Source organism: Solibacillus isronensis, assembly GCF_900168685.1.
Classification (GTDB): domain Bacteria; phylum Bacillota; class Bacilli; order Bacillales_A; family Planococcaceae; genus Solibacillus; species Solibacillus isronensis_A.
On record NZ_FVZN01000005.1, the window covers coordinates 75,269 to 97,800 of the forward strand.

Annotated in this window: 23 protein-coding genes and 1 riboswitch; of the genes, 14 read left to right on the top strand and 9 right to left on the bottom strand. The window is 37.8% G+C overall.

Annotation, left to right across the window (positions count from 1 at the left end; all coding sequences use genetic code 11):
- Positions 1 to 4 precede the first annotated feature (4 nt).
- The 5 genes from B5473_RS00980 (at position 5) to B5473_RS01000 (ending at position 5,449) form a co-directional block, all read left to right on the top strand.
- Positions 5 to 1,498, top strand: a complete 1,494-nt coding sequence (locus B5473_RS00980; RefSeq protein ID WP_079523262.1) for a phytoene desaturase family protein — start codon at positions 5 to 7, stop codon at positions 1,496 to 1,498.
- A gap of 63 nt (positions 1,499 to 1,561) precedes the next feature.
- On the top strand, positions 1,562 to 2,653 hold the full coding sequence (locus tag B5473_RS00985; protein WP_254865211.1) for a glycosyltransferase: 1,092 nt from the start codon (positions 1,562 to 1,564) through the stop codon (positions 2,651 to 2,653).
- A gap of 12 nt (positions 2,654 to 2,665) precedes the next feature.
- Complete coding sequence (locus B5473_RS00990; protein WP_079523264.1) at positions 2,666 to 3,151, top strand: glycosyl-4,4'-diaponeurosporenoate acyltransferase CrtO family protein; 486 nt, start codon at positions 2,666 to 2,668, stop codon at positions 3,149 to 3,151.
- Between the two features lie 100 nt (positions 3,152 to 3,251).
- Positions 3,252 to 3,977 (top strand): 3-ketoacyl-ACP reductase, encoded by a 726-nt coding sequence (locus B5473_RS00995; protein WP_079523265.1) that lies wholly within the window; start codon positions 3,252 to 3,254, stop codon positions 3,975 to 3,977.
- Positions 3,978 to 4,118: 141 nt separating this feature from the next.
- Positions 4,119 to 5,449, top strand: a protein-coding gene (locus B5473_RS01000; protein ID WP_439848463.1) for an IS3 family transposase whose coding sequence is annotated in 2 segments (ribosomal slippage) — positions 4,119 to 4,500 and positions 4,500 to 5,449 — 1,332 coding nt in all. Because the reading frame shifts where the segments join, the coding sequence is not laid out codon by codon here.
- A gap of 76 nt (positions 5,450 to 5,525) precedes the next feature.
- Here the strand turns inward: B5473_RS01000 and B5473_RS01005 are convergent.
- The 8 genes from B5473_RS01005 to B5473_RS01040 all read right to left on the bottom strand — a co-directional run bounded on the left by B5473_RS01005 (position 5,526) and on the right by B5473_RS01040 (position 12,231).
- The gene (locus B5473_RS01005) at positions 5,526 to 6,080 is read right to left on the bottom strand and encodes a GNAT family N-acetyltransferase (protein ID WP_079523266.1); all 555 of its coding nucleotides are present in this window, start codon (positions 6,078 to 6,080) and stop codon (positions 5,526 to 5,528) included.
- Positions 6,081 to 6,202: 122 nt separating this feature from the next.
- Entirely contained in the window at positions 6,203 to 7,396 is a 1,194-nt protein-coding gene (locus tag B5473_RS01010) for an MFS transporter (RefSeq protein WP_079523267.1), read from the bottom strand.
- 51 nt (positions 7,397 to 7,447) lie between these two features.
- A riboswitch (purine riboswitch) is annotated at positions 7,448 to 7,547 on the bottom strand.
- A gap of 109 nt (positions 7,548 to 7,656) precedes the next feature.
- Positions 7,657 to 8,499: an aldo/keto reductase gene (locus B5473_RS01015; protein ID WP_079523268.1), complete on the bottom strand. Its 843-nt coding sequence runs from the start codon at positions 8,497 to 8,499 to the stop codon at positions 7,657 to 7,659.
- Between the two features lie 167 nt (positions 8,500 to 8,666).
- On the bottom strand, positions 8,667 to 9,122 hold the full coding sequence (locus tag B5473_RS01020) for a general stress protein (RefSeq protein WP_079523269.1): 456 nt from the start codon (positions 9,120 to 9,122) through the stop codon (positions 8,667 to 8,669).
- Between the two features lie 156 nt (positions 9,123 to 9,278).
- The gene (locus B5473_RS01025; RefSeq protein ID WP_079523270.1) at positions 9,279 to 9,731 is read right to left on the bottom strand and encodes a general stress protein; all 453 of its coding nucleotides are present in this window, start codon (positions 9,729 to 9,731) and stop codon (positions 9,279 to 9,281) included.
- Positions 9,732 to 9,840: 109 nt separating this feature from the next.
- Positions 9,841 to 10,203 (bottom strand): fluoride efflux transporter CrcB, encoded by a 363-nt coding sequence (gene crcB, locus B5473_RS01030; protein WP_079523271.1) that lies wholly within the window; start codon positions 10,201 to 10,203, stop codon positions 9,841 to 9,843.
- Entirely contained in the window at positions 10,197 to 10,586 is a 390-nt protein-coding gene (crcB, locus tag B5473_RS01035) for a fluoride efflux transporter CrcB (protein WP_254865214.1), read from the bottom strand. The genes crcB (B5473_RS01030) and crcB (B5473_RS01035) overlap by 7 nt, the downstream gene beginning before the upstream one ends.
- A 190-nt stretch (positions 10,587 to 10,776) precedes the next feature.
- A complete protein-coding gene (locus B5473_RS01040) occupies positions 10,777 to 12,231 on the bottom strand; it encodes an aminotransferase-like domain-containing protein (RefSeq protein WP_079523273.1) in 1,455 nt (484 codons plus the stop codon).
- 118 nt (positions 12,232 to 12,349) lie between these two features.
- Here B5473_RS01040 and B5473_RS01045 point away from each other — a divergent pair, with 118 nt between their 5' ends.
- The 7 genes from B5473_RS01045 (at position 12,350) to B5473_RS01075 (ending at position 19,188) form a co-directional block, all read left to right on the top strand.
- A complete protein-coding gene (locus B5473_RS01045) occupies positions 12,350 to 12,973 on the top strand; it encodes a LysE/ArgO family amino acid transporter (RefSeq protein ID WP_079523274.1) in 624 nt (207 codons plus the stop codon).
- A 509-nt stretch (positions 12,974 to 13,482) separates the two neighbouring features.
- Entirely contained in the window at positions 13,483 to 14,898 is a 1,416-nt protein-coding gene (locus B5473_RS01050; RefSeq protein WP_079523275.1) for a purine-cytosine permease family protein, read from the top strand.
- Between the two features lie 325 nt (positions 14,899 to 15,223).
- Positions 15,224 to 16,066, top strand: a complete 843-nt coding sequence (locus B5473_RS01055) for a sensor domain-containing diguanylate cyclase (RefSeq protein ID WP_254865213.1) — start codon at positions 15,224 to 15,226, stop codon at positions 16,064 to 16,066.
- 242 nt (positions 16,067 to 16,308) lie between these two features.
- Positions 16,309 to 16,833, top strand: coding sequence for a thioredoxin domain-containing protein (locus B5473_RS01060; protein ID WP_079523277.1), 525 nt, complete (start codon positions 16,309 to 16,311; stop codon positions 16,831 to 16,833).
- Positions 16,834 to 17,670 (top strand): transporter substrate-binding domain-containing protein, encoded by an 837-nt coding sequence (locus B5473_RS01065; RefSeq protein WP_079523278.1) that lies wholly within the window; start codon positions 16,834 to 16,836, stop codon positions 17,668 to 17,670.
- Positions 17,671 to 17,746: 76 nt separating this feature from the next.
- Positions 17,747 to 18,430, top strand: a complete 684-nt coding sequence (locus B5473_RS01070; RefSeq protein WP_079523279.1) for an amino acid ABC transporter permease — start codon at positions 17,747 to 17,749, stop codon at positions 18,428 to 18,430.
- Positions 18,427 to 19,188, top strand: coding sequence for an amino acid ABC transporter ATP-binding protein (locus B5473_RS01075; RefSeq protein ID WP_008407528.1), 762 nt, complete (start codon positions 18,427 to 18,429; stop codon positions 19,186 to 19,188). Before B5473_RS01070 ends, B5473_RS01075 begins: the two co-directional genes overlap by 4 nt.
- 192 nt (positions 19,189 to 19,380) lie before the next feature.
- Here the strand turns inward: B5473_RS01075 and B5473_RS01080 are convergent, their stop codons facing one another.
- Positions 19,381 to 19,983, bottom strand: coding sequence for a TetR/AcrR family transcriptional regulator (locus B5473_RS01080; RefSeq protein ID WP_079523280.1), 603 nt, complete (start codon positions 19,981 to 19,983; stop codon positions 19,381 to 19,383).
- 199 nt (positions 19,984 to 20,182) lie between these two features.
- On the opposite strand from B5473_RS01080, the gene B5473_RS01085 reads away from it, so the two are divergent.
- A complete protein-coding gene (locus B5473_RS01085) occupies positions 20,183 to 20,920 on the top strand; it encodes an SDR family NAD(P)-dependent oxidoreductase (protein ID WP_079523281.1) in 738 nt (245 codons plus the stop codon).
- A gap of 199 nt (positions 20,921 to 21,119) precedes the next feature.
- Complete coding sequence (dacB, locus tag B5473_RS01090; RefSeq protein WP_079523282.1) at positions 21,120 to 22,514, top strand: D-alanyl-D-alanine carboxypeptidase/D-alanyl-D-alanine endopeptidase; 1,395 nt, start codon at positions 21,120 to 21,122, stop codon at positions 22,512 to 22,514.
- Positions 22,515 to 22,532 lie beyond the last annotated feature (18 nt).

The following is a 22,532-nucleotide window of genomic DNA, read 5'->3' on the forward strand; positions in this document are numbered from 1 at the left end:
CAATATGTCCGGTAAGAAAAAAGTAGTTGTAATAGGCGGAGGGCTTGGCGGTTTATCTGCAGCAATTTCGCTCCAGCAAAAAGGATACGATGTTGATATATATGAACAGAACAATCACCTAGGCGGAAAATTGAACCGTTTAGAGCAGGATGGTTTTGGTTTTGATTTAGGGCCATCGATTCTAACAATGCCTCATATATTCGAAACGTTATTTCAGCAAAGCGGAAAACAAATGAGTGAATATGTGAAGGTTCAGCGATTGAGCCATCAGTGGCGCTCATTTTTCCCGGACGGTAATACAATAGATTTATATGAGAATCTGCGCGATATGGAAAACTTGAACCCGTCTCTAACGAAAAAAGATATAAAGCAATACAATAAATTACTGGAATATTCCAAGGGGTTATACGAGATAACGGAGCAAGGTTATTTTAATCAAGGGTTAGACAATCTAAAGGAAGTGCTCCAATTTCACGGTGCGTTTCAATCATTGAGGAAATTTGATTTATCTTCTACAATGTTCAATGCGATTGATAAAAGAATTAAGAACCCGCAATTCCGGGATATGCTGAGTTATATTGTAAAATATGTTGGATCTTCCGCCTATCATGCACCGGCAGTTCTTAATATGATGATTTACATGCAGCATGCACAGGGAATCTGGTATGTGCCTGGAGGAATGCACAATTTAGCAAATGCTTTAGTGAAGTTGGCTGAAGAGATCGGTGTAACATTCCATCTTGGGAAAAAGATCGTGAAGCTGGATAAAAACAAGCGAGTTATTACGGCGGCCTATACAGATGATGGGACGAAACTGACTGCTGATTATTTTGTTTCCAATATGGAAGTCATTCCGGCTTATAAACAGCTGACCGAGGAAAAAGAAAGCTATACCGATAAAATAGAGGAAAAATTCGAACCTGCAAGCTCAGGTCTTGTTTTACATTTAGGGGTTAAAAACAGCTACCCTCAACTGGCCCATCATAATTTCTTTTTCTCTAAAAATATGAAACGTCAAATGAATCTGATCTTTGAGAAGCATCAACTTCCAGATGATCCGGTCATTTATTTAGTAAATGTGAATAAAACAGATCCAAATCAAGCACTGCCTGGTCATGAGAACCTTAAAATCCTTCCGCATATTCCTTACCTTCAAGATAAGCCTCTAACTCGGCAGCAGTATACCGAGTTTGCGGAAAAGGTATTAATAAAGCTGGAAAATATGGGGTTGGACAACCTTAGAGAAAGTATTGTCACAAAGGATATGTGGACACCACATGATATTGAACGAACGTATTCTTCTGACCGCGGGGCAATTTACGGGACTGTATCCGATAAGAAAGTGAATAAAGGATTTAAACACCCTAAGCAAAGTGAACGCTATGACAATTTATATTTCGTCGGGGGAACTGTCAATCCGGGTGGCGGTATGCCAATGGTTACGCTTAGCGGGCAGCAGGTGGCTAAGAAACTGATTGAAAGAGATAGGAAGAAGTAAATAGTACTAGCTAAAACACAAATGCAAATGGAAGGAACATGATTAATGGAAACTTTGTATTTGATGGTGCAAATACTATCCCTACTCGGTTTATTATGTGGTGTGCTGATGTTTTGGTCTACAAGAAAACCGCCAGCAAAAGAGGGGAATCAACCATTACCTATTATCATACCAGCAAGAAATGAAGCGCTACGTTTGCCGCCATTGCTAAAATCGCTACAGGCGCAAAGTTGGAAGCGTTTTGAAATAATTGTAGTCGATGATGGTTCATCAGATCATACTGCTGAAGTTGCATCGTCATACGGAGCGAAAGTTTTAAAATGTAAACAAGTTGGCAAGATGAGTCCGGGCAAATCCAATGCCTGCGCGTATGGGGCCCAATCTGCAAAAGGAGAATGGCTGCTGTTTTTCGATGCGGATGTTCAGCTTGCCGCTGAGAACAGCCTTGAGCGCATTGTAAACAGTTTTAGCAAGCAAGAAGGAAAAGGGATATTATCCATTCAGCCATATCACCGAATTGTAAAACGATATGAAAATTTATCCGTAATATTTAATATTATTGTGCTGACAGGAATGAATGTATTTACTGTTTGGAAAGAAAAGTTTGCAACTGCAGGATCATTTGGACCATGTATTCTTTGTGATAAGGAGAGCTATATTGCAACGGGAGGACATGAAGCTGCGGAAGAATCGATTATGGATGACTTCGCGCTGAGTGATGTTTTCATAGCGAAAGACTTGCCGGTGACCAATTATGCAGGAAAAGGGATTATTAATATGCGTATGTATGAAGAGGGACCGAAGCAACTAATGGAAGGCTGGACAAAGAATTTAGCAACAGCCTCCCAATCCACTCATAAATTTGTCATGCTGCTTATCCAGCTTTGGATTCTTGGTGTCATTATGGCAGCATTGTCGCCCCTGCTGGCCTTTTTAACGGAATCTTCTGTAGCGCTCTTCTGCAGTATTGTCGTTTATTTATTATACGGTGGGCATTTGTACTTTCTTGCGAGAAGAGCGGGGAATTTCCATTTCATCGTTTTCTTAATCTATCCATTTTTTATTTTATTTTTTACAGCCGTATTTTTGTACTCATTATACTGTACGCATGTTTTGCATTCGGTAATGTGGAGAGGCAGAAAAATCAAAGTGTAATAGGAGAGAGGTATGACAGTTATTAATGCAATTTGGCTTCTCGTTGTTAACATAGTGGCATGGTTCGTTCTTCACTTTTCGATTTCAGCGCTCTGTTTCAAAATTCCTTTACGCTTTTTTCTGAAGGATGTTGTATTTTTCCGTATTGCAAAGTGGGAGGAGCACGGGAAGATTTGGAACCGATTATTTTTAGTGAAGAGTTGGAAAAAGCACTTAATTGATGGATCTTCGATTGCAAAGAAAAGTTACAATAAAAGCCATCTGCATGGTACGAAGCGGGAAGATTTACTAGTTTTTGCAGCGGAAACAAAAAGGGCGGAAATGACTCATTGGCTGCTTATTTTGCCTGCGCCTCTATTTTTCCTGTGGAATCCTGTTTGGGCAGGCTCCATTAACATTGTCTATGCACTTTTTGCCAACGTACCATTTATCCTAACGCAACGTTACAACAGAGGACGAATTGAGAATATTTTAGATTTCTCTAACCGTCGTAGTTAGAGAAGTAAAACTATACATCAACCGAACGCGATATAAGACGTATGGAAGTTCACTATGTTAAAATTTTATTGGAATAACGTGTTTAAAGGAGACGATGAAATTGGGTCAGTCATTACAAGGTAAAGTAGCGGTTGTAACAGGTGCTGCACGCGGAATCGGTAAAGCGGTAGCGGTAGCATTAGCAAAAGAGGGTGTGAACGTAGGGATCATTGCACGTTCGGAAGAAGCTCTACAGCAAGTGGCGAAAGAAATTGAAAGCCATGGTGTTAAAGCTGCCTATGCAGTGGCGGATGTTTCAAATTTAGAACAAGTACAGAAGGCTGCTGCCCACTTAAAAGAAGAGTTGGGGTTAACGGATATTTTAGTGAACAACGCGGGCGTAGGGAAATTTGAAAAGCTCGTTGATATGGACCCGGCAGAATTTAAAGAAATTGTCGACATCAATGTAATGGGTACTTTTTATGTATCACACACAATTGTACCGCAATTAATCGAAAAAAATGCAGGTGATGTTATTAATATTTCATCAACAAACGGTTTAAATGGTGCAGCAACATCAAGTGCATACAGTGCTTCTAAATTTGGTGTTATCGGCTTAACAGAGTCGCTTGCAGCAGAAGTTCGCCGCAACAATATTCGTGTTACTGCATTAGCGCCAAGTACGATCGCAACAGATTTGGCGGATGCACTGAACTTAGTGCCAGATGAAAAAAGAGATCAATATATGCACCCTGAAGATATTGCAGATTATATTATCGCGCAATTGAAGCTGAACAACCGCATGTATATTAAAAACGCAACATTAATGAATACAAATCCATTCTAATTACTATAAGAACCAATTGAATTTGAAAAGCCCTTCACTCTAAAATTAAAATGTACCCTATAAGATAGACACTTTGAAAAAAGCCTATCTTGTAGGGTATTTTTATTTATAATAAGAAAAAAGATACTGGAGCGGAATTGAATGACAAAAATCTACTTCACAGAGAAACAACAAGCACAATTAAAATGTAATCCGAATGTACAGGCCGTCAGTGACAAGGCCATTACCTATACAGATGAATTTAAGCGTCATTTTATTGCAGAAAATGAAAAGGGGAAATTACCAAGAGCCATTTTTGAAGAAGCGGGATTGGACGTTGAATTAATCGGTTTGGAGCGTGTTCGTTCTTCCGCAAAACGCTGGCAAGCAGCTTACCGAAAAGCCGGAATAAATGGTTTACAGGATACACGTAAAACGAATTCGGGACGCCAACTTGAACGTGAATTAAGCCTTGAAGAAAAATATGCACGTTTAGAAGCGAAAACGCGATTACTTGAGGCAGAGAATGAACTACTAAAAAAGCTGGATCTACTCGAAAGGCAGATGTTGAAGAAGAAATCACAATTGAAGCGAAAATAAAATTTGAATTAATTCAAGGAGCCATCGAAAAGTATAAATTGAAGCGCATGGTGAGCTACTTATGTGAAATGATGGGTGTTTCCCGTTCGGGTTATTACAATTATTTTGATGAACAATCCGCCCAAAACCGGGCAACCCAAGATGCGGCAGATGAAGTAGTGAAAGAAATCATTTTAAAGGCCTATCATTTCCGAGGACGCAAAAAGGGAGCGCGCCAAATCAAAATGACACTTCAAAATCAATATAGTATCACCTACAACCTAAAACGAATTCGTCGCATTATGAAAAAGTATGATATTGTTTGTCCCATTCGAAAAGCGAATCCTTATCGACGTATGGTAAAAGCAACGAAAGAACACCGTACATGCCCAAACGACTTAAAACGGAATTTCAAACAAGGTGTAGTAGGAAAAGTGTTATTAACAGATATCACGTATTTGACGTATCGAAACGGAAAACGCGCTTATTTATCCACGATTAAAGACGCTGAAACGAACGAAATTTTAGCGTATGAAGTATCAAATTCCTTATCGTTGGATATCGCCCTCGATACATTAAAGAAATTGAAAAAACACAAGCATTTAGTGAAAGATGCCTTTATCCATTCGGATCAGGGCTTTCATTATACAAGCCCGATCTATCAAGCATTGGTGAAGCGATTGGGCTTAGGTCAGTCCATGTCACGGCGTGGGAACTGTTGGGATAATGCGCCCCAGGAATCATTCTTCGGGCATTTTAAAGATGAAGCCAATCTAAAAGAGTGTGAGACGTTAGAAGAAGTAAAACGAGAGATAAAGAGTTATATGACGTATTACAATTATTATCGAGGCCAGTGGAATTTAAAAAAACTGCCGCCTGTAAAATACAGACAGCAGCTTCAACAAGTTGCCTAGGCTTTTTCAAAATGTCCTTTACAAAGGGTACACTTTAAATCAGAATGAAGGGCTTTATTTAATGAGCAAGATTATATTAAGCCTGCTGGAATTCCTCTTTTAAAATAGAGTAATATACACTATCTACAAGAGTACCTTTAATCATATGATTTTTTCGCATCGTTCCTTCATGGGTCATCCCTAAACGCTGCATTACTTTAGCAGAAGCTGCATTTTGAACGTGTGATTCCGAGAATACTCGTTCTAAGCCAAGTGTATTGAAGGCTAGATCCAATACAATTTTGCTGGCTTCTGTTATATAGCCATTTCCCCAGAAGTTGCGGTTTAATGTAAAGCCAAGTTCGCCGCTTTTATTCCATTCATGGACACGGAATTCAATCGCACCGATCATTTTATTGCTTTCTTTTAATACGATCGCATACTTCCCAGCAGGTTCTTTCATAAAATAATTTTCAATCATTTTCTTCGTTTGATCTAAGTCTTTGTGTGCATGATAAAGAAATTTTGTTGTTTCTTCATCCGCATTATATTCGTACATATCTTCAGTATCTTCAATTGAAATCGGACGTAAAAAAAGACGTTCGCTTTCCAAATGACTGTGTTTTTCAAGCAGTAAATTAAGATTTTCCATTAGTTTTCTCCAATATTATATTATTATTCGAGAGTGTTATAGGCTTGCTTATCATAACATAATATACATTTTTTAACTAAAAAGAAAAAGCAACATCCTGCTAATGGATGTTGCTTTAAGAATTAAGTATTCGAATGATGGGCAGCCGAAGTAGAAATTTTTTCTTCTCTTCCATTTGTTTTTCTCGTTAAAGAAAAGACTGCACATGCTAACGCAACTAGTACAAGTGCGCCACCGTACCAAGCTGCATGTGAAATTGTGGATGTCTGATTTATAACAATACCGCCAAATGCTGATCCCATTGAAATTCCGATCTGTAAAGCTGAATTATTAAAGCTTTGCTGAATATCGGATGTAGCAGGATCTGTTTGAATCAAGTAGCTTTGCTGTGGTGGTGATAAACTCCAGCTTAGCGCTCCCCAAATCATCATAATCGGTATGAAGATGATAAGAGAGAAGGTCGTGAATGGCAGGATGAATAAAACGACTGCAAATGAAACAATAACGAAAATAATACTCTTTGGTGCGCCGATTTTATCCGAAAGCGTCCCGCCAAATGCGCCGCCACTTACTGCAGCAATCCCGAATAATAGGTAGCAAAGACTGATCCAGCTGGAATTCAGACTTAGTTCTGTTTCAAGAAACGGCGTGAAGTAGGCATACATCGTATAATGTCCGGCGAGCATAAACATTGTTGCAAGGTGGGCACTTCCGATTTTGGAGCTGGCAACCGCCTTTAATTGTTGGGAAAGTGGAATTGTCATTTCCCCTGGAACCTTCTCTAAGAAGATTGAAATGAGGATAAATGAGCCTACCGATAAAATCGCAATGCCTAGGAAAATTACACGCCATCCGAAATAATCGGAAATTAAAATGCCAAGCGGTACACCTAATACGAGCGAAGAACTAATCCCCATATAAATGAAACCAAGTGCCTTCGCACGATGAGCCGGTGAAACAACTTTTGCTGCGATGATTAATGAAAGTACAGTAATCAGTGAAGTACTCATCGCACTCAAAATACGTGCAACCATCATAAATGTGAATGTCACACTGAAATACATCATGATATTACTGATGAAGAAAATAAACAACGAAATAAGATATAACTTTTTCCGTTCAACTTTGCTCGTTAAAACTAATAACACAGGACCGGCGATTGCATAAATAAGGGCAAATACGGTAATCAGCTGTCCTGCAGTACTTATTGAAATATCCATATCAGTTGCGATAATTGGGAGAATGCCTCCAACGATTAATTCTACTAATCCAACAGCAACCGTTGATAATGCGAGTATTAAAACTTTGAAATTCATAATTTTTCTAACTTCCTTTCTATAAAAATAAAAAAATCCTGATTACAAAAAATGAAAAAAATCATTTTCTGTAATCAGGATTTTATGGTTCCTGGTAGAGACCCTCAAGCCATATTCTTGAGGTTATACAGTTACTATTAACTTGGATGAATGAGCACTTTGATAGTTTACTAGTTATCGAAAAAAATTTCAAGTATATATTATTCTGTAAAAAAGCTGTCCTCGAAATAAGACGAGGGCAGCTTTTTGAATGGAGTAAATTAAAAGCTGAAGTTATCAGGATCCGGTCCGATACGTAAATTTTGGTTAAGGCCATTAATCTGTTCCATATCTTCAGAAGTCAGTTCAAAATCAAAAATATCGGCATTTTCTACAATGCGATGTTCTTTCGTTGATTTTGGAATCGTTACAACACCGTTTTGCAGATCCCATCTTAAAATAACTTGAGAAACAGTTTTATTATATTTGGCAGCCAATTCGTTTAAGAGGGGGTTGTCCAATAATTTTGCCTGCATTAACGGAGACCATGCCTCGAACTGAATGTCGTTGTTTTCACAGAAAGCTTTTACTTCCGGTTGAGCTAAGCGAGGGTGGTATTCCACCTGATTAATCATCGGTTTGATCTCCGCATCTTTCATCAAGTCTTCTAAATGATGAACCTGGAAGTTACAAACGCCGATTGCTTTCACTTTTCCTTCTTTATAAAGTGTTTCCATCGCGCGCCATGCATCTTTGTATTTATCTACCACTGCCCAGTGAATAAGGTATAAGTCCAAGTATTCAAGACCTAATTTCTTTAAGCTTGTTTCGCAGGCAGCAAGTGTTTCTTCATAGCCTAAATCTGTATTCCACACTTTAGAAGTGATGAATAATTCTTCTCTTGAAATGCCGGTTTCTTTTAGTGCTTCACGGATTGCTTCACCGACGCCCTCTTCATTTTGATAAACGGCAGCTGTATCGATACTGCGGTAACCGTGTTTAATCGCAAATTTTATAGCGTTTAACAGGTCAGGTCCTTCCTCAACTAAATATGTACCGATTCCTAGCCAAGGCATTTTAATACCGTTATTTAATGTTGTTGTATCTTGCAAATTTTTGAGCATCGTAAAACCTCCATCTGTAAAATAACACTTAATAGTGCAACTTCAATAATATACCATGAAGTTCAGCTCCCACCTACTGATTGGGCACGAGGTAGAATCAATCATAAAAGGTTGTTAAAAAAGCAGGAAAGCCATCCCGATATATAGGATGGCCAAATTTCTTTTATTTATGAAATGGTGCCTGAGCCGCGTTTATCCTCTGCCACCATGATTAAAATCTTGCCGGCTTCAAATTGTTCGTTGTAGCGCTCTGCTTCGTCTTCCGGAATACCCATACCGACTAAAGCACCGACGATTCCGCCGACCATTACACCGGTAGCTAATCCGGTTAACCCTGCAGCGATTGGTCCGGCTGCAACAACAGGTCCGATACCTGGAATCGCAAGTGCACCAAGCCCGACAATAACACCGCCGAGTCCGCCTAATGTACCGCCGGCAGCAACACCTGTAATTGCGCCCTCCATGGCATTTGCGCCGGTCTCATTGGAGATTGCATCTACATCCGATACGTTTTTACTAATAATTGAAATATCCTGTGCACTGTATCCTTGTTGTTTTAATTCTTCCACTGCTTCAATTGCTTCTGCTTCTGTATCATAATATCCTACGACATGTTTTGCCATTTCCCTCATCCTCTCAAATCTCTTTTCATATATTAAAATTTACCCTGGAGGAATATTTGTAAACATGAGGAAACGGGGAAGGGATAAATCTGCTTCCTGAAGGAACGAAAAAAGAAAGCCATCCTGATGAATCAGGAATGACTTTCTGCTGTTTTATTATAAAAGTGTTGTACCGCGTGTATTTTCATCTACCATAATTAAAATTTTACCAGATTCAAATTGTTCGTTGTAACGGTTTGCTTCATCTTCTGGAATACCCATTCCGATAAGAGCACCTGTCAAGCCACCGACACCTGCACCAGCTGCCGCGCCTGTAATACCGGCAACAATCGGACCTGCTGCCACAATCGGGCCGATACCTGGAATGGCCAATGCCCCAAGACCTGCAAGTACACCGCCAATTCCGCCTAATGCACCGCCCGCAGCTGCGCCTGTAGCTGCACCTTCTGCAACGTTTGCACCTGTTTCATCGGAAATCGTATCAACATCCGATTGGCTTTTACTGATAACTGAAATATCTTCAGTACGGTAACCTTGTCGTTTTAAATCCTCAATTGCATCGATTGCTTCTGCTTCTGTATCATAATACCCCACAATATGTTTTACCATTTCTATCATCCTCCTCATCTGAATGTTGCACAATGTAAATTTACCCGCGCAATTTGAATGTAAACATGGCATGTTAAAACAGATGCTGATTAGAGGGGAAACAAAAACATTAGGATAAATATAATTTAGCCATCCAAAATCCGGCAAAAGCAATGGATAGGCCGACCGTGTATGTGAGTAAAGTATAGAGTACAAATTGCTTCCATTGTTTTGTATGGACAAGTGTCAGACTTTCCAATTTGAAAGTAGAGAATGTAGTGAATGCTCCTAAAAATCCGATACTCAAAATAAGGTTTGCATTTGTATGAAGATGCATATTAACCAAAAATCCCAATGCAAACGAGCCGAGCATATTTACCGTAAAAGTACCAAGGTGAACAAATCGGTTTTTATGATTGAGCCGCTTAGAAATAAAAGCGCGCAAAATGGCTCCAAAAAATCCACCAACGGCCACTAACAAGAAATTCAACATACTGGTTCTTCCCTTTCCGAAAAGCTTTTCCCGATTTTCATACCAAGCGCAACAAAAATTAATCCGAAGATGGCACTAATGAAAATATAAAGGATGGCGGAAAAATAAAAGTGATGCTGCAGCAGCTGGATAACCTCGACACTGAACGTGGAAAAAGTCGTAAACGAACCGATTAAACCGGTTTTAAATGCTGATAAATAGTCAGGGTTTGCTGTTAATTTTAGTTCAAGACCCGAGGAGAGCATACCTAAAAGAAAGCAGCCTGCCAAATTTACTGCAACCGTCGCAAAGGGGAAGGCAGCTGTCTCGTTTGTTAATAAAAGCAGGGAGACACTATATCTTAATGCCGCTCCAATAGCACCGCCGATTCCTATTAAAATCATTTGCAAATCCAGTAACCTCCCTTAAATAAAACAGACTCCCGCCAGTTCACTAAACTGACAGGAGTCATTCGTCTATAGGCCGTTAAGGGCGAACTTTCTCGCCTATCATGTTCTATTGATTACATTAATTTATCAATTAATGGTAAGTCAAGTTGCTTTAAAGAAGATAAACAAATAAAAAACATATAGATTATTGTTCATCAAGGTTTCTGATAAGGTTTGCTAACTGAATCAATCCTTTTTCCAATTGATCAATTGAAGCGTATGAATATGATAGGCGAAGATGCTGATCATCGTTTTTATCATACACACTTCCCGGATTAAGTAGGATACCTTCTCGAAGGGCAACCTCAAACAATTTACGTGTAGAGATTCCGGCATTTAATTTGAGCCAAATATAAAAACCTCCTGTTGGTATATTCCAAGTTGCCAGTTCTGAAAAATACCTGCCTAAAATTTTAAGAGTGAAGTCCCTTCTTAATTTCAATTCTATTTTAATTTCTCTCAAAGATTCTTCGTACAATCCACTTGAAATCATTTTTTCTACTACATATTGCGATAAGGAACTTGACCCATAATCTGTTTGCATTTTTATATCTGCAAGGCGTTCGATAACAGCTTCAGGACCAACAATCCATCCTATTCGTAAACCAGGACTTAATGCTTTAGACACACTACCTATATAAAGGACATTACCTTGTACATCATCAGCTTTTATTGGCTTTGGAGGAGGTCCTTCAAAAGATAGGTCTCCATAAACATCGTCTTCAATAATAGGAATTGCCTCTGTTTGACAGATATTTAATAATTCCCTTCTTCTTTTTTCGGACATTAACGTCCCGGTAGGATTGTGAAAGGTTGGAATCGTATACAATAAGGCAGCTTGGTGTTGGCGCTTTAACCGGCTAATTGTCTTATACTCCATGCCTTCTTCATCAAGTGAAATCCCCAGTAAATTCATTCCTGCTGATTGAAAGACATGGACTGAATTCAAATAGGATGGAGATTCGTAGAGTATTGTCGAACCTTTTTTCAATAAGCCGATAGAGATCAGCTGCAATGCTTGAAGACCTCCTGAAACGATTAAAATTGACTCCGCGGACGCATCGATATTCTTTCCTTTTAAATGCCGGCTAATGGTTCTTCTTAAAGCCAGACTCCCTTTAGGTTCCAAATAACTAAGTGAAAGAGCCTGTGTATTGTCGAGATTAAGAAGTAGTTTCATTTGTTTGTGAGGTAATAAATCTGGTGAAAGTTCCCCTGTTCCGAGCCTAATAATGTGGGGTTGGGTTTCCGCTTCATTTATTTTTTGGATAATGGAGATATTAGGTTTGTGCATCCCTGATCTAACATAATGACTCCAATCGGGAGGTGGGGGAGACGCTAGCAGACCCCATGTATTATTAATGACAGTCGTTCCACTGCCAATTTTAGTTTCAATCAATCCATCAGCCACTAACTCCTCAAGAGCAAAGACGATTGTACTGCGATTGACTTCAAATAATTTTGCCAAATTTCTTTGTGGGGGAATTTTTGTGCCGATTGTCCATTCCCCATTGATTATTTTGTTTTTCAAGTAGTTCGTTATTTGCTGATGTAAAGGTACGGATGAACATTTTTGAGGTTTCCAATCAATTTCAGGCATCCTTTTTCTCCATTCTTTTTTCTCCATTGTAACAAATGGTTGGGTTAGTTCCCATCCAATTGGTTGGAGACAAGATAATTCTTCATCGGTATTCTTAAAAAGAACTGGAGGAATGAAAGTGGAACCATTAATTCATGGAATCCTATTGGCGTTTGGCTTAATTTTGCCTTTAGGTGTTCAAAATGTATTTATTTTTAATCAAGGTGCAACCCATACGAATTTTATGAAGGCATTGCCCGCAGTAATAACAGCAGGCATTTGTGATACGATTTTAATTTATTTGGCAGTAGCCGGAGTATCGGTAATAGTTTTTAGTTTTGAATGGTTGAAATTGCTGTTATTTTTAGCAGGGTTTTTATTCTTAGCGTATATGGGATGGGTGATATGGAAAGACAACCCTACGATAAATTCAAAGCGGGAACAAAAAGGATTTTCAGCTCGACGCCAAATAACATTTGCTACATCCGTGTCGCTTCTTAATCCTCATGCTATTTTGGATACAATCGGGGTAATCGGAACAAGTTCATTAGGTTATACAGGTTATGAGAAATGGATGTTTACATTGGCCTGTATAGTCGTATCATGGGTATGGTTTCTTTCACTTGCCATTGTCGGGAGAAAGATTGGACAAATTGACGGGAACGGCAAATTTCTAAATTATCTTAATAAGACATCTGCAGTAATTATATGGATAATGGCGCTGTATATGGGCTATCAGTTTTATGTATTACTGGGTGAATAGGAAAGACGACGGAACCGTTAGCGGGCTTACAATAACGAATAATATTGTGTTAGGAAAATTATACTCTTACCGGAATGCTATAAATGCATTTATAAACTCAGAAACCAATAACTTCAAACAGTCATTTTGCGGTAAGTGTAAAAGAATATGTAGAATAAACAGATGGTCATCTTGGCTATAATAAGTACTCGGAAAACAAGGGGATTTTATGTTTTTCGAGCTTTTTTATTGCCTGGAAAAGAATGGGTTTCTTGTAGCCTTAAAGAACGACTTGGGCTAAGGTCGCAAATAATTGCGTTAAATTATGTTAGAATATTTAATGGAGCTATTTAACTTACGCTCACGACTATCTGCGCGGTAAAAAAATCATTTCTTTTTTTGTTTCTGAATTGAAGGGATCAATTGCAGATGATTTACCGTAACCGCCCTTTCCCTTAAAAGATCCATCTACCTCTATTAAATGTTCCTTTGAAACAAAAGAAGTATAAGTACAGAAAGGATTTGATTGAATGAGATCTGAGATTACTGCAGATCAAAATTTAAGAGAACGAAACTTATATCAAGAAGAAGCAACTAGTGACTATACTTTTGACCGAGTTCCGCGTGAAGAGCGCAAAATGGGCTGGTTAAGTATCACAAATATAACGTTTGGCATCGCAACTGCCATCTTCTATTTCCAAATGGGGAGCGTCATGGCACTACAATTCGGAGCGGTCAATGCGCTCATCTCAGCTGGTTATGCCATCATTGTCGCTGGTATTCTTGGAAGCATCATAGTTTATTTATCGGCAAAGTCCGGCATGAACGTCAACTTATTATCCCGCGGAGGATTCGGTTATATCGGAGCCTCATTAACCTCATTAATTTACGCATCAAACTTTATTATGTATTGTGCATTTGAAGGTATGATTCTAGTCGCTGCAGTTCATGCATTCTTCCCGGCGATTCCGATCTGGCTTTTAATTGTATTCTTTGGTTCCTTAGTAATTCCGTTAAACTGGTTTGGCATTAAACAATTGGACAAACTTCAAAAGTGGTCATTGCCTATTTTTGGGTTCTTCCTCATTACGGCAATTGTTATTGCTTTCAACACCCCATCACTTAACTCCGGAAATTTCTGGACCTATATGCCTGAGGGTGTTCAAATAGGTGGTACTGCATTGCTGTTATGTATCGGAATGCAACATGGTATCATGGGACTTACGGCTTTAATTGCCTCGGATTATGCACGATTCCTGAAACCGAAAGATTTGAAAGTCGGTTCAATTGCAATCGGATTTATTCCGCAAATCTTCTGTTTTGGTGTAATGGGTGGCCTTGGCATTTGGTTCGGTGTAAAATTCGCCGAAGCTAATCCCGGCGTTTATATCGTGACATTATTAGGGCTCGGTGGTGTCGTATTCACGGTACTGACACAGGTTCGAATTAATATAACGAATATTTACAGCAGCTCACTTTCCCTCTCGAACTTTTTTGAAAACATGTTTGGTTTTACACCAGGACGCCGTTTTTGGGTAGTAGTAGGCGGTGTCATTGCGATGATCTTGATGCTTGGTGGTATTGTCGATCATCTTCAAATTGCGATGACATTCCAAGGTGTAGCACTGATGAGCTGGGCAGCAGTTCTCGTAACGGAAGCACTCGTGCTCAAAAAATGGCTGAAAATCGGCACACGTTATTACGAATCCAGACAGGAAAACCTGTTTAAATGGAACCCGGTTGGTGTCATTGCTTTAATTGTCCCAACTATAATCGGTACAATTGCAGCGCTCGGATATATGGGCACTTTCCTGCAAAATACTGCCGCCTTTTTCGCAGCCCTTATGGCAGCAATTCTGACTGTCATTTTAGGGTTGGCGACAAAGGGGCGATACTATAGCAAGAAAGAAGCAAATGATATTCCGAAAGAGGATTGGATTGGTTAAAAAATTGAGCCGTACTTACCGTTTTAATGGGAGTACGGTTTTTATTATTTAAGGTGTTAGGGAGTTGTGTTTAACGGTGAAATATAGTGATTTTACTCTTCAGAAAAATACCAAAAAGTACTTGTTATTAGGGAATTTAATATATACAATCAAATTATAATTATAGTAAAATAATACTACTGGGGCTATTGGAGAGTTAAATTGAAAGCGGGTCATTTTTATGAGTATTGTTGTAGGAGGTATATTAATTTGCCTCATCGTATTATGTATACGTCTGCACAATGAGAAGGCGAAGTTGCAACAAAAAATAAATTTATTTAAACCAATGATTGAAACGACTGAAGGCATCCGGGATATGTTATATTACTGTGAAGTTTACCCGAAACTAAAATATCTTTATTTAAGCCCAAGTATAGACAGTAATTTAGGGCTAAATTCGCTGGAAAAACATTTAAATAATCCGGATATAATTTTTGATATTGTTCACCCTGATGACCACGATATTTTAAGGAAGAAACAATTGGGAACACTTAATTTCGATAAACCGATAACAGTAAGGTTTAAAAACCATTTAGGAGAATACATTTGGTTTGAAGAATATGCTACACCTGTCTACAAAGATGGGAAAGTGATTGCAGTGCAAGGCGTATACAGAAACGTACATAGTCAATATATTTTGCAGGAGCAGCTGGAATACAAATCGACTCATGATGGATTAACAGGTTTGTACAATAGAGAGTATTTCCAATTGAAAAAGAAAGAATTTAATGAAATTGCAATCCCTATATCTGTAATTGTCGCAGACTTAGATGACTTGAAAGAAATTAATGACGAATATGGCCATCAAATGGGAGACCGGTTAATTATTGCAGCAGCCGATTGCTTAAAAAAATTTGCAGACGAAGAAATGATTGTTGCAAGAGTTGGCGGAGATGAATTCATAGTTTTGATGCCGCATAAAGATAACTTTGAAGTTGAACAATATATAGAAAATGTATGCTCTAAAATGAGGGAATTTTCTAACACCTTACCATTCTCGCCTATCCACATTTCAATTGGATATGAATATTCACCTTCTTCATATGGTGTAATGAGACAACTGCTTAATAAAGCCGATCAGAAAATGTATAAAAATAAAAAGATGAAAAAGGTGTTGTTGAGCAGATAAATTTTTCAGTAATCATTCATTTAATATATTTTGGAACTAATCTCTAAGCAAAAAGCTGGCTGAGGTTAGTTTTTTTTATAGTAAAGGGAGGTGCTATGGGAAAATTCTACTTCCATTTCAAATTAACTATGCTGTTCGTTAGAAAACTTTTCCAAAACATTATTTACAATTCCTATAAATATAGTATACAATATGGATGTTGAATTTTTAGAATATTCATAGTAAATAAAAGGGTGGGTAATATGACAGAAATTAAAAATGATTATTTAGTAATTGGCGATTTGAACGCACCTGTAAAAATTGAAGTGTTTTTAAATTACGCTTGTCCGTACTGTGCTACGTTTTATGATTTAGTTGATAATACGCTACCAAAGTATTTCACAGAAAAGAAGGTAGCATTAGTAGTAAAGCATTATGATAAGCCACGTGAAATGCTATTGCCTGGAACGCTAATCAATGCAAATTTAGATTATTCTAATCCAGAAAGAACATTAGAAATTATTAGTGAGCTATTTAAGAATCAGGCAACATGGGATAAGTATTCAAGTTTTGAAATAAAGAAATACATTGAAGAAAAATATAACTTAAAAGAAGAATTTTCAAATATTGACCGTAGCTTACTAATTACTGCTGAGGCAATTGAACGTAATGTGAAAATGGTGCCAACTGTATTCATCAATGAATTGGAATTCCAATATCCACGTGAGATTTTTGCAGAAGAGTTAGTGGAAATTATAGATAAAGAACTAGAAAAGGCGGAAGTTTAAATGCAGAGTCTAAAGAAATTATCATTTCTATTTTTATTAAGTACTTTCATATTACTTTTAGCTGCTTGTAGTGATGAGGATGGAACGGATTCAACGGCAAAAGAAACAAATACTGATAGCGGGAAAAAGGACGTCTTAGTTGTTGGTTCATCAGGAATCTATCCTCCTTTTATTTCTGTGGATGAAGACGGCAAAGCGCAAGGTTATGACGTGGAAGTATTAGAAAAAGTTGGCGAAGCTTTAGGGTATGAAATAAAATGGAAGTTTGCTGAGTTTTCGGGTATCTTTGGTATGCTTGATGCTGGAAAAATTGATACGGTATCCAATTTAATTGCAATGACAGAAGAACGGCGTGCAAAATATGATTTTTCAACTCCTTACGCTTATTCAGGTGCTACTCTAGTTGTTCATGAAGATAATAATAGTATTAACAGTATTGAAGACTTAAAGGGTAAAAAAGTTGGTGTTTTATTAGGAAATAACTTGCATCAATTTTTAGAGAAATGGAATGAAGAAAATGGTGGTGAGATTATTATTACACCATATCAAGATGTTAGCGGAACATATAATGAAGTGGCTTTAGGTCGATTAGATGCATTTATTGATGTGAAAATTACTGCAGCATCTCGTATTCGTGATGAAGGTTTACCATTAAAAATTTATGGTGAAGAATATTTAGTTAACTTTGATTATGGCTTCCCATTTGTACGCTCTGAAGAAAACAAAGAGTTTTTAGAAGCGTTTAGTGCAGAAATTCAAAAGCTTCAAGAGAATGGCACATTAAAAGAGTTATCAGATAAGTGGAGTGCAATTGACGTTACAATTCCACATAAATAATTTTTAATGTAGGCTGTCCAGAGTAATCTCTGAACAGCCTTCTGTGATTTTTATTTTAATAGAAAAGAGGGGTTTTGTGAATTTTGATTTTGGCTATATGATTGATATTTTTCCTAGGATCATTGAGTATTTACCAATTGTTTTGTACATGGGAACTCTTTCATTTATATTAGCGGTTATTATTGGTCTAATATTTGCAGTAATTATTAATTTTAAAGTTCCGGTTATTTATCAGATTTTAGTTGTTATTATTTCATACTTCCGAGGGGTTCCAACGCTTATTCAAATTTTTATTTTCTATTTTGGAATGCCACAATTATTCCCTAGCTTTAACTCATTAGATGCTATTACAGCTGTTATTTTTGCGTTAAGTGTTAAAAATGCAGCATATTTATCTGAAGTATTTCGTTCGGCATTTTTAGCAGTCGATAAAGGCCAATTTGAAGCATGTGATGCTGTAAACATGACAAAGTGGCAAGGATTACGTACGGTTATTTTGCCACAAGTATTACGTGTAGCAATTCCGTCATCCGGAAATTATTACATTATGATGATTAAAGAAACTTCATTAGCTTTTACGATTGGTGTTATAGATATGCTTGCTCGGGCAAAATTAGAATCAGCTGTTACTTATAAATTTCTAGAAGCCTATTTAACAGTTGGTTTAATTTATTGGGCTATCACCGTAATATTAGCATACTTACAATCAAAACTTGAAAATTATGTAGAGCGTCCCTATAGAAAGGAGGCAACGAAATGATTAAAATTCAAAATTTGCATAAAAGCTATGGAAGCACTGAGATATTAAAAGGAATTGACGTAGAGTTAAAAGATGGTGAGGTACTAGCTATTATCGGTCCTTCGGGGTCAGGAAAATCTACGTTTTTACGGTGCTTAAATTTTTTGGAAAAGCCAGAAAGGGGTATTATTCAGATTGATAGCGAAGAAGTGAATTTAGAGAAATATCAAAAATCCCAAGTAGTGAAGTTACGTGGAAAAACGGGAATGGTATTTCAAAACTATAATTTATTTAAAAATAAAACGGCTTTACATAATGTATCTGAGCCATTGCGTCTAACTAAGAAAATCCCCAAAAACCAGGCTGAACAAATAGCATATGAAATACTAGCTGAGGTTGGACTGAAAGGGAAAGAACTTAATTATCCTGTAGCACTTTCAGGGGGGCAACAGCAGCGAGTTGGCATAGCCAGAGCACTTGCACTTGATCCATATGTAATCTTATTTGATGAGCCGACTTCATCACTAGATCCAGAGCTTGTAGAAGAAGTATTAAACGTAATGAAGGCAGTTATTAAACAAGGTCGAACTATGATTGTTGTAACTCACGAAATGGAGTTTGCAAAAGAGGTAGCAGATCGCGTGATTTTCATGGCAGATGGACATATTATTGAGGAGGGAACACCGGAAGAGATTTTCGAGAACCCCCAAAACGAACGAACAAAACGTTTCTTGAAAAATTACTTAACACTACATAATTTAGATGGAGATGGCATTTAAATTCAGTATCCTATGTAATGACGTAATAAAATGAAAACCGATATGATAAATTGAAAAACGGATTTACGTATCGGTTTTTTGAGAGGTTAATGACTTTAATTGATCAATAATTTTTCTAAAGCAACTGAATGTTATCCACGGTAATGATCCCGTTTCGCTAATTATCCTATTTCCTGTTTTACCTCAAACCGGTTAACGTTTTTGTTTTCCCACAAACTCCAGTGAATAAATATGTGTTTGGGATAAAGCAATGACTTCTTCTATAAACTCTACTTTGGATTCTTTAAAATTGCTGTTAATCCAATTTTGAATAAGTCCGTAAAATCCGTATGCAGTATATCGTTTAAAGTAATCCATATTTACCGGGATATTATTGATTGTTTGAAATATAAACTGCTCCCCGTATATTTTTAATATCGTTTGAGGAAATTTTGTATGTAAGCCTGTTAATGTATCATCGTATTTAATCAGTTCAAAGAAATTTCGATTATCATAAATGTAAGAAATAATATTAAAAGAGGGTTCGCTTAGTTTTTTCGTATATACTTTTTGACCAGGAGAATACGGTTTCCCTACAGATTCTTCCAATCCCGCAAGCATTGTTTCAAGTAGATCCTCTGCCAATTGAAATTTATCCTGGTAATGTACATAAAATGTACTGCGATTGTAAGAAGCATGATCGACAATATCCTTTACGGAAATCGCATGGTAGCCTTTCTTTTTAATAAGGTCAATTAACGCCAACTTTAAATGTTCTTTTGTTCGGTTTTTTCTTTTGGATGTATCATTTTCCACGACATTCCCTCCATGTAAAAAGACAAAATAATAGTAAGTGTCTACTTATTATACATTTTACAATATTCTAATGATTGATGTATTTATTGGAATTGTTAAAATTGAAGTGTAAAGAAAATGCGCATATTTCTGCTATTTCTGTTCAATTTAACTTAAATATGTATGTGTTCAATGACTCATTATATAGGAGGAATAAAAGATGGGAAAATTACAAGGTAAAGTAGCAGTCATCACAGGTGGGGCATCAGGTATTGGTGCAGCTACAGCAAAATTATTTGTCTCTGAAGGTGCTAAAGTAGTACTAGTTGATTTAAATGAAGAAAAGGGTAAAGCTTTCGAAGCGGAATTGAAAGCGCTTAACGCGGACGCATTATTTGTTAAAGCAAATATTACAAGTGAAGAAGAAGTAGCAAATATATTCAAACAGACAATTGAAGCATTTGGCAAAGTAGACATAGTATTTAACAATGCAGGCATTGGCCGCGTTTTCCCTTCACATGAACTGGAATATTCGGAGTGGCGCAACACAGTCAATGTTGACTTAGATGGTGTTTTCCTAGTAGCCCGTGAAGCTATCCGTGAAATGCTGAAATCTGGCGGAGGGTCAATCATCAATACCGCTTCTATGTACGGCTGGGTTGGTTCACCAGGATCGGCAGCATACAATGCAGCAAAAGGTGGGGTTATTAACTTAACACGCTCACTTGCACTTGAATATGCAGAGCAAAATATTCGTGTGAACTCACTATGCCCAGGCTTCATTGACACACCGATTATTCCGGAAGAAAGCAAACAGGCATTAGCTTCAATGACACCAATGAAACGTCTTGGACAAGCAGAAGAAATGGCAAAAGCAGTATTATTTATGGCAAGTGACGATTCTTCATTCATGACTGGCAACAGCTTAACAGTTGATGGTGGATATACAGCTCAATAATTTTTAATTCAAAGCGCACTTTCAATTTGGAAGTGCGTTTTTTATGTGTTTGCTGTTTTTATTAGAACAGTTGAGTGGGATATTAGAACAATTTCATTTATATTAGAAAGTCTCGTCCGCTTCAATTCCTGCTAACCGTAACTAAATATTTCTGTTAGAATAAATTTACAGTAAATTCTAACAATTTAGGGGGCCTAGTATGGAGGAGATTCAAGAGAAGAACTTAAATGGTGATGCAATTACGAAATTGGACGAAATAGTGGAAACAATTTTAGGGGGAGATAAGGCCACTTTTACGCTGCGTGACCGGACATCTGGGGAGATTCTTTATACATACCGAGGGAATCGTTTAATGCGTCCTGCGTCCAATATGAAAATCCTTACGGGGGCGGCTGCAATCGCGGAGCTTGGAGTGGACTACCGGTTTAAGACAGAAATTTATATCGACGGAAATGTTGAGGACCACACGTTAAACGGGGATATTTACGTGAAGGGTTACGGTGATCCGACAATAAATGAAGCGACACTTAAGCATTTTGCGGAAGTTTTAAGGGAAAAAGGCATCCATCAGGTGAAGGGTAAGCTAATCGGGGATGATACATATTTCTCGGGTGATACATTGCCACCGGGTGTTGATGATGAAGGGGAAACCCATTATTACGGGGCCCGTATCTCGCCCATTACGATGTCACCGAATGACGATTTTGATGCGAGCACAATTATTGTGGAAGCAACTGCAGGGAATGTCGGAGAAAAGCCGAGTTTTAACGTCATCCCGCATTTAAGTGGTATGCAACTTTCTAATGAAGCAAAATCAGTAGACAAAAGTGCTGAAAACACATTGGAAATCCACCGCATTAATAATACAAGTCAAATTATGATTACAGGTGAAATACCGGAAGGAGAAACGGCGAAAGTTTGGGTGTCCCACCAGGACCCTACGAAAAACACGCTGCTGTTTTTCAAAGAACTATGCAAAGATGCAGGCATCCGTTTTGAACAGGAAGAAAGCATTGATAGCGGCATAACGCCAAACCATGCAAAACTAATACACACGCATAAGTCTCGTTCAATCGCGGAGATGTTTTCAATTTTTATGAAATTAAGCAATAACAGCATCGCCGATATTTTCCTGAAAACGATGGGGAAACAAAAGCATGGAGTAGGCGATTACGAGCATGGCCTAAAAGTAATGCGCGCTTATTTGGAAAAGCAGCAAATTGATTTTGCGACGTGGCAATTTGCTGATGGTTCGGGCTTATCACATCATAACCGTCTGCACTCAAATGGTATATCCGAGCTGTTGTATGTGCTGCAAAAAGAACCGTATTTCCAGAACTTTTACGAATCACTTCCAGTTGGAGGGAATATAAACAGACTAGTAGGCGGAACATTAAAAGACCGCTTTTTAGAGCCGGAACTGCAACAGCGAATATTCGCTAAAACAGGCTATATTCATGAAGTGAATACATTATCAGGCTATGTAACAGGAAAAAGCGGGAGAGACTACATTTTCTCGATTATGCTTGAAGGAAGGGAAGAGGGGATTCCGTTTTTGGATGAAGGGTTGAAGGCGATTATTGAGGTAGTATAAAAAACAAAACAGTCTCAA

What these genes read in the sequence shown, in the direction of transcription:
- B5473_RS00980 (WP_079523262.1), top strand. Translation starts at nt 5, where the DNA reads ATGTCCGGTAAGAAAAAAGTAGTTGTAATAGGCGGAGGGCTTGGCGGT.
- B5473_RS00985 (WP_254865211.1), top strand. Translation starts at nt 1,562, where the DNA reads ATGGTGCAAATACTATCCCTACTCGGTTTATTATGTGGTGTGCTGATG.
- B5473_RS00990 (WP_079523264.1), top strand. Translation starts at nt 2,666, where the DNA reads ATGACAGTTATTAATGCAATTTGGCTTCTCGTTGTTAACATAGTGGCA.
- B5473_RS01005 (WP_079523266.1), bottom strand. Translation starts at nt 6,080, where the DNA reads ATGGAAAATCTTAATTTACTGCTTGAAAAACACAGTCATTTGGAAAGC.
- B5473_RS01010 (WP_079523267.1), bottom strand. Translation starts at nt 7,396, where the DNA reads ATGAATTTCAAAGTTTTAATACTCGCATTATCAACGGTTGCTGTTGGA.
- B5473_RS01015 (WP_079523268.1), bottom strand. Translation starts at nt 8,499, where the DNA reads ATGCTCAAAAATTTGCAAGATACAACAACATTAAATAACGGTATTAAA.
- B5473_RS01020 (WP_079523269.1), bottom strand. Translation starts at nt 9,122, where the DNA reads ATGGCAAAACATGTCGTAGGATATTATGATACAGAAGCAGAAGCAATT.
- B5473_RS01025 (WP_079523270.1), bottom strand. Translation starts at nt 9,731, where the DNA reads ATGGTAAAACATATTGTGGGGTATTATGATACAGAAGCAGAAGCAATC.
- crcB (WP_079523271.1), bottom strand. Translation starts at nt 10,203, where the DNA reads ATGTTGAATTTCTTGTTAGTGGCCGTTGGTGGATTTTTTGGAGCCATT.
- crcB (WP_254865214.1), bottom strand. Translation starts at nt 10,586, where the DNA reads ATGATTTTAATAGGAATCGGCGGTGCTATTGGAGCGGCATTAAGATAT.
- B5473_RS01040 (WP_079523273.1), bottom strand. Translation starts at nt 12,231, where the DNA reads ATGCCTGAAATTGATTGGAAACCTCAAAAATGTTCATCCGTACCTTTA.
- B5473_RS01050 (WP_079523275.1), top strand. Translation starts at nt 13,483, where the DNA reads ATGAGATCTGAGATTACTGCAGATCAAAATTTAAGAGAACGAAACTTA.
- B5473_RS01055 (WP_254865213.1), top strand. Translation starts at nt 15,224, where the DNA reads ATGATTGAAACGACTGAAGGCATCCGGGATATGTTATATTACTGTGAA.
- B5473_RS01060 (WP_079523277.1), top strand. Translation starts at nt 16,309, where the DNA reads ATGACAGAAATTAAAAATGATTATTTAGTAATTGGCGATTTGAACGCA.
- B5473_RS01065 (WP_079523278.1), top strand. Translation starts at nt 16,834, where the DNA reads ATGCAGAGTCTAAAGAAATTATCATTTCTATTTTTATTAAGTACTTTC.
- B5473_RS01075 (WP_008407528.1), top strand. Translation starts at nt 18,427, where the DNA reads ATGATTAAAATTCAAAATTTGCATAAAAGCTATGGAAGCACTGAGATA.
- B5473_RS01085 (WP_079523281.1), top strand. Translation starts at nt 20,183, where the DNA reads ATGGGAAAATTACAAGGTAAAGTAGCAGTCATCACAGGTGGGGCATCA.
- dacB (WP_079523282.1), top strand. Translation starts at nt 21,120, where the DNA reads ATGGAGGAGATTCAAGAGAAGAACTTAAATGGTGATGCAATTACGAAA.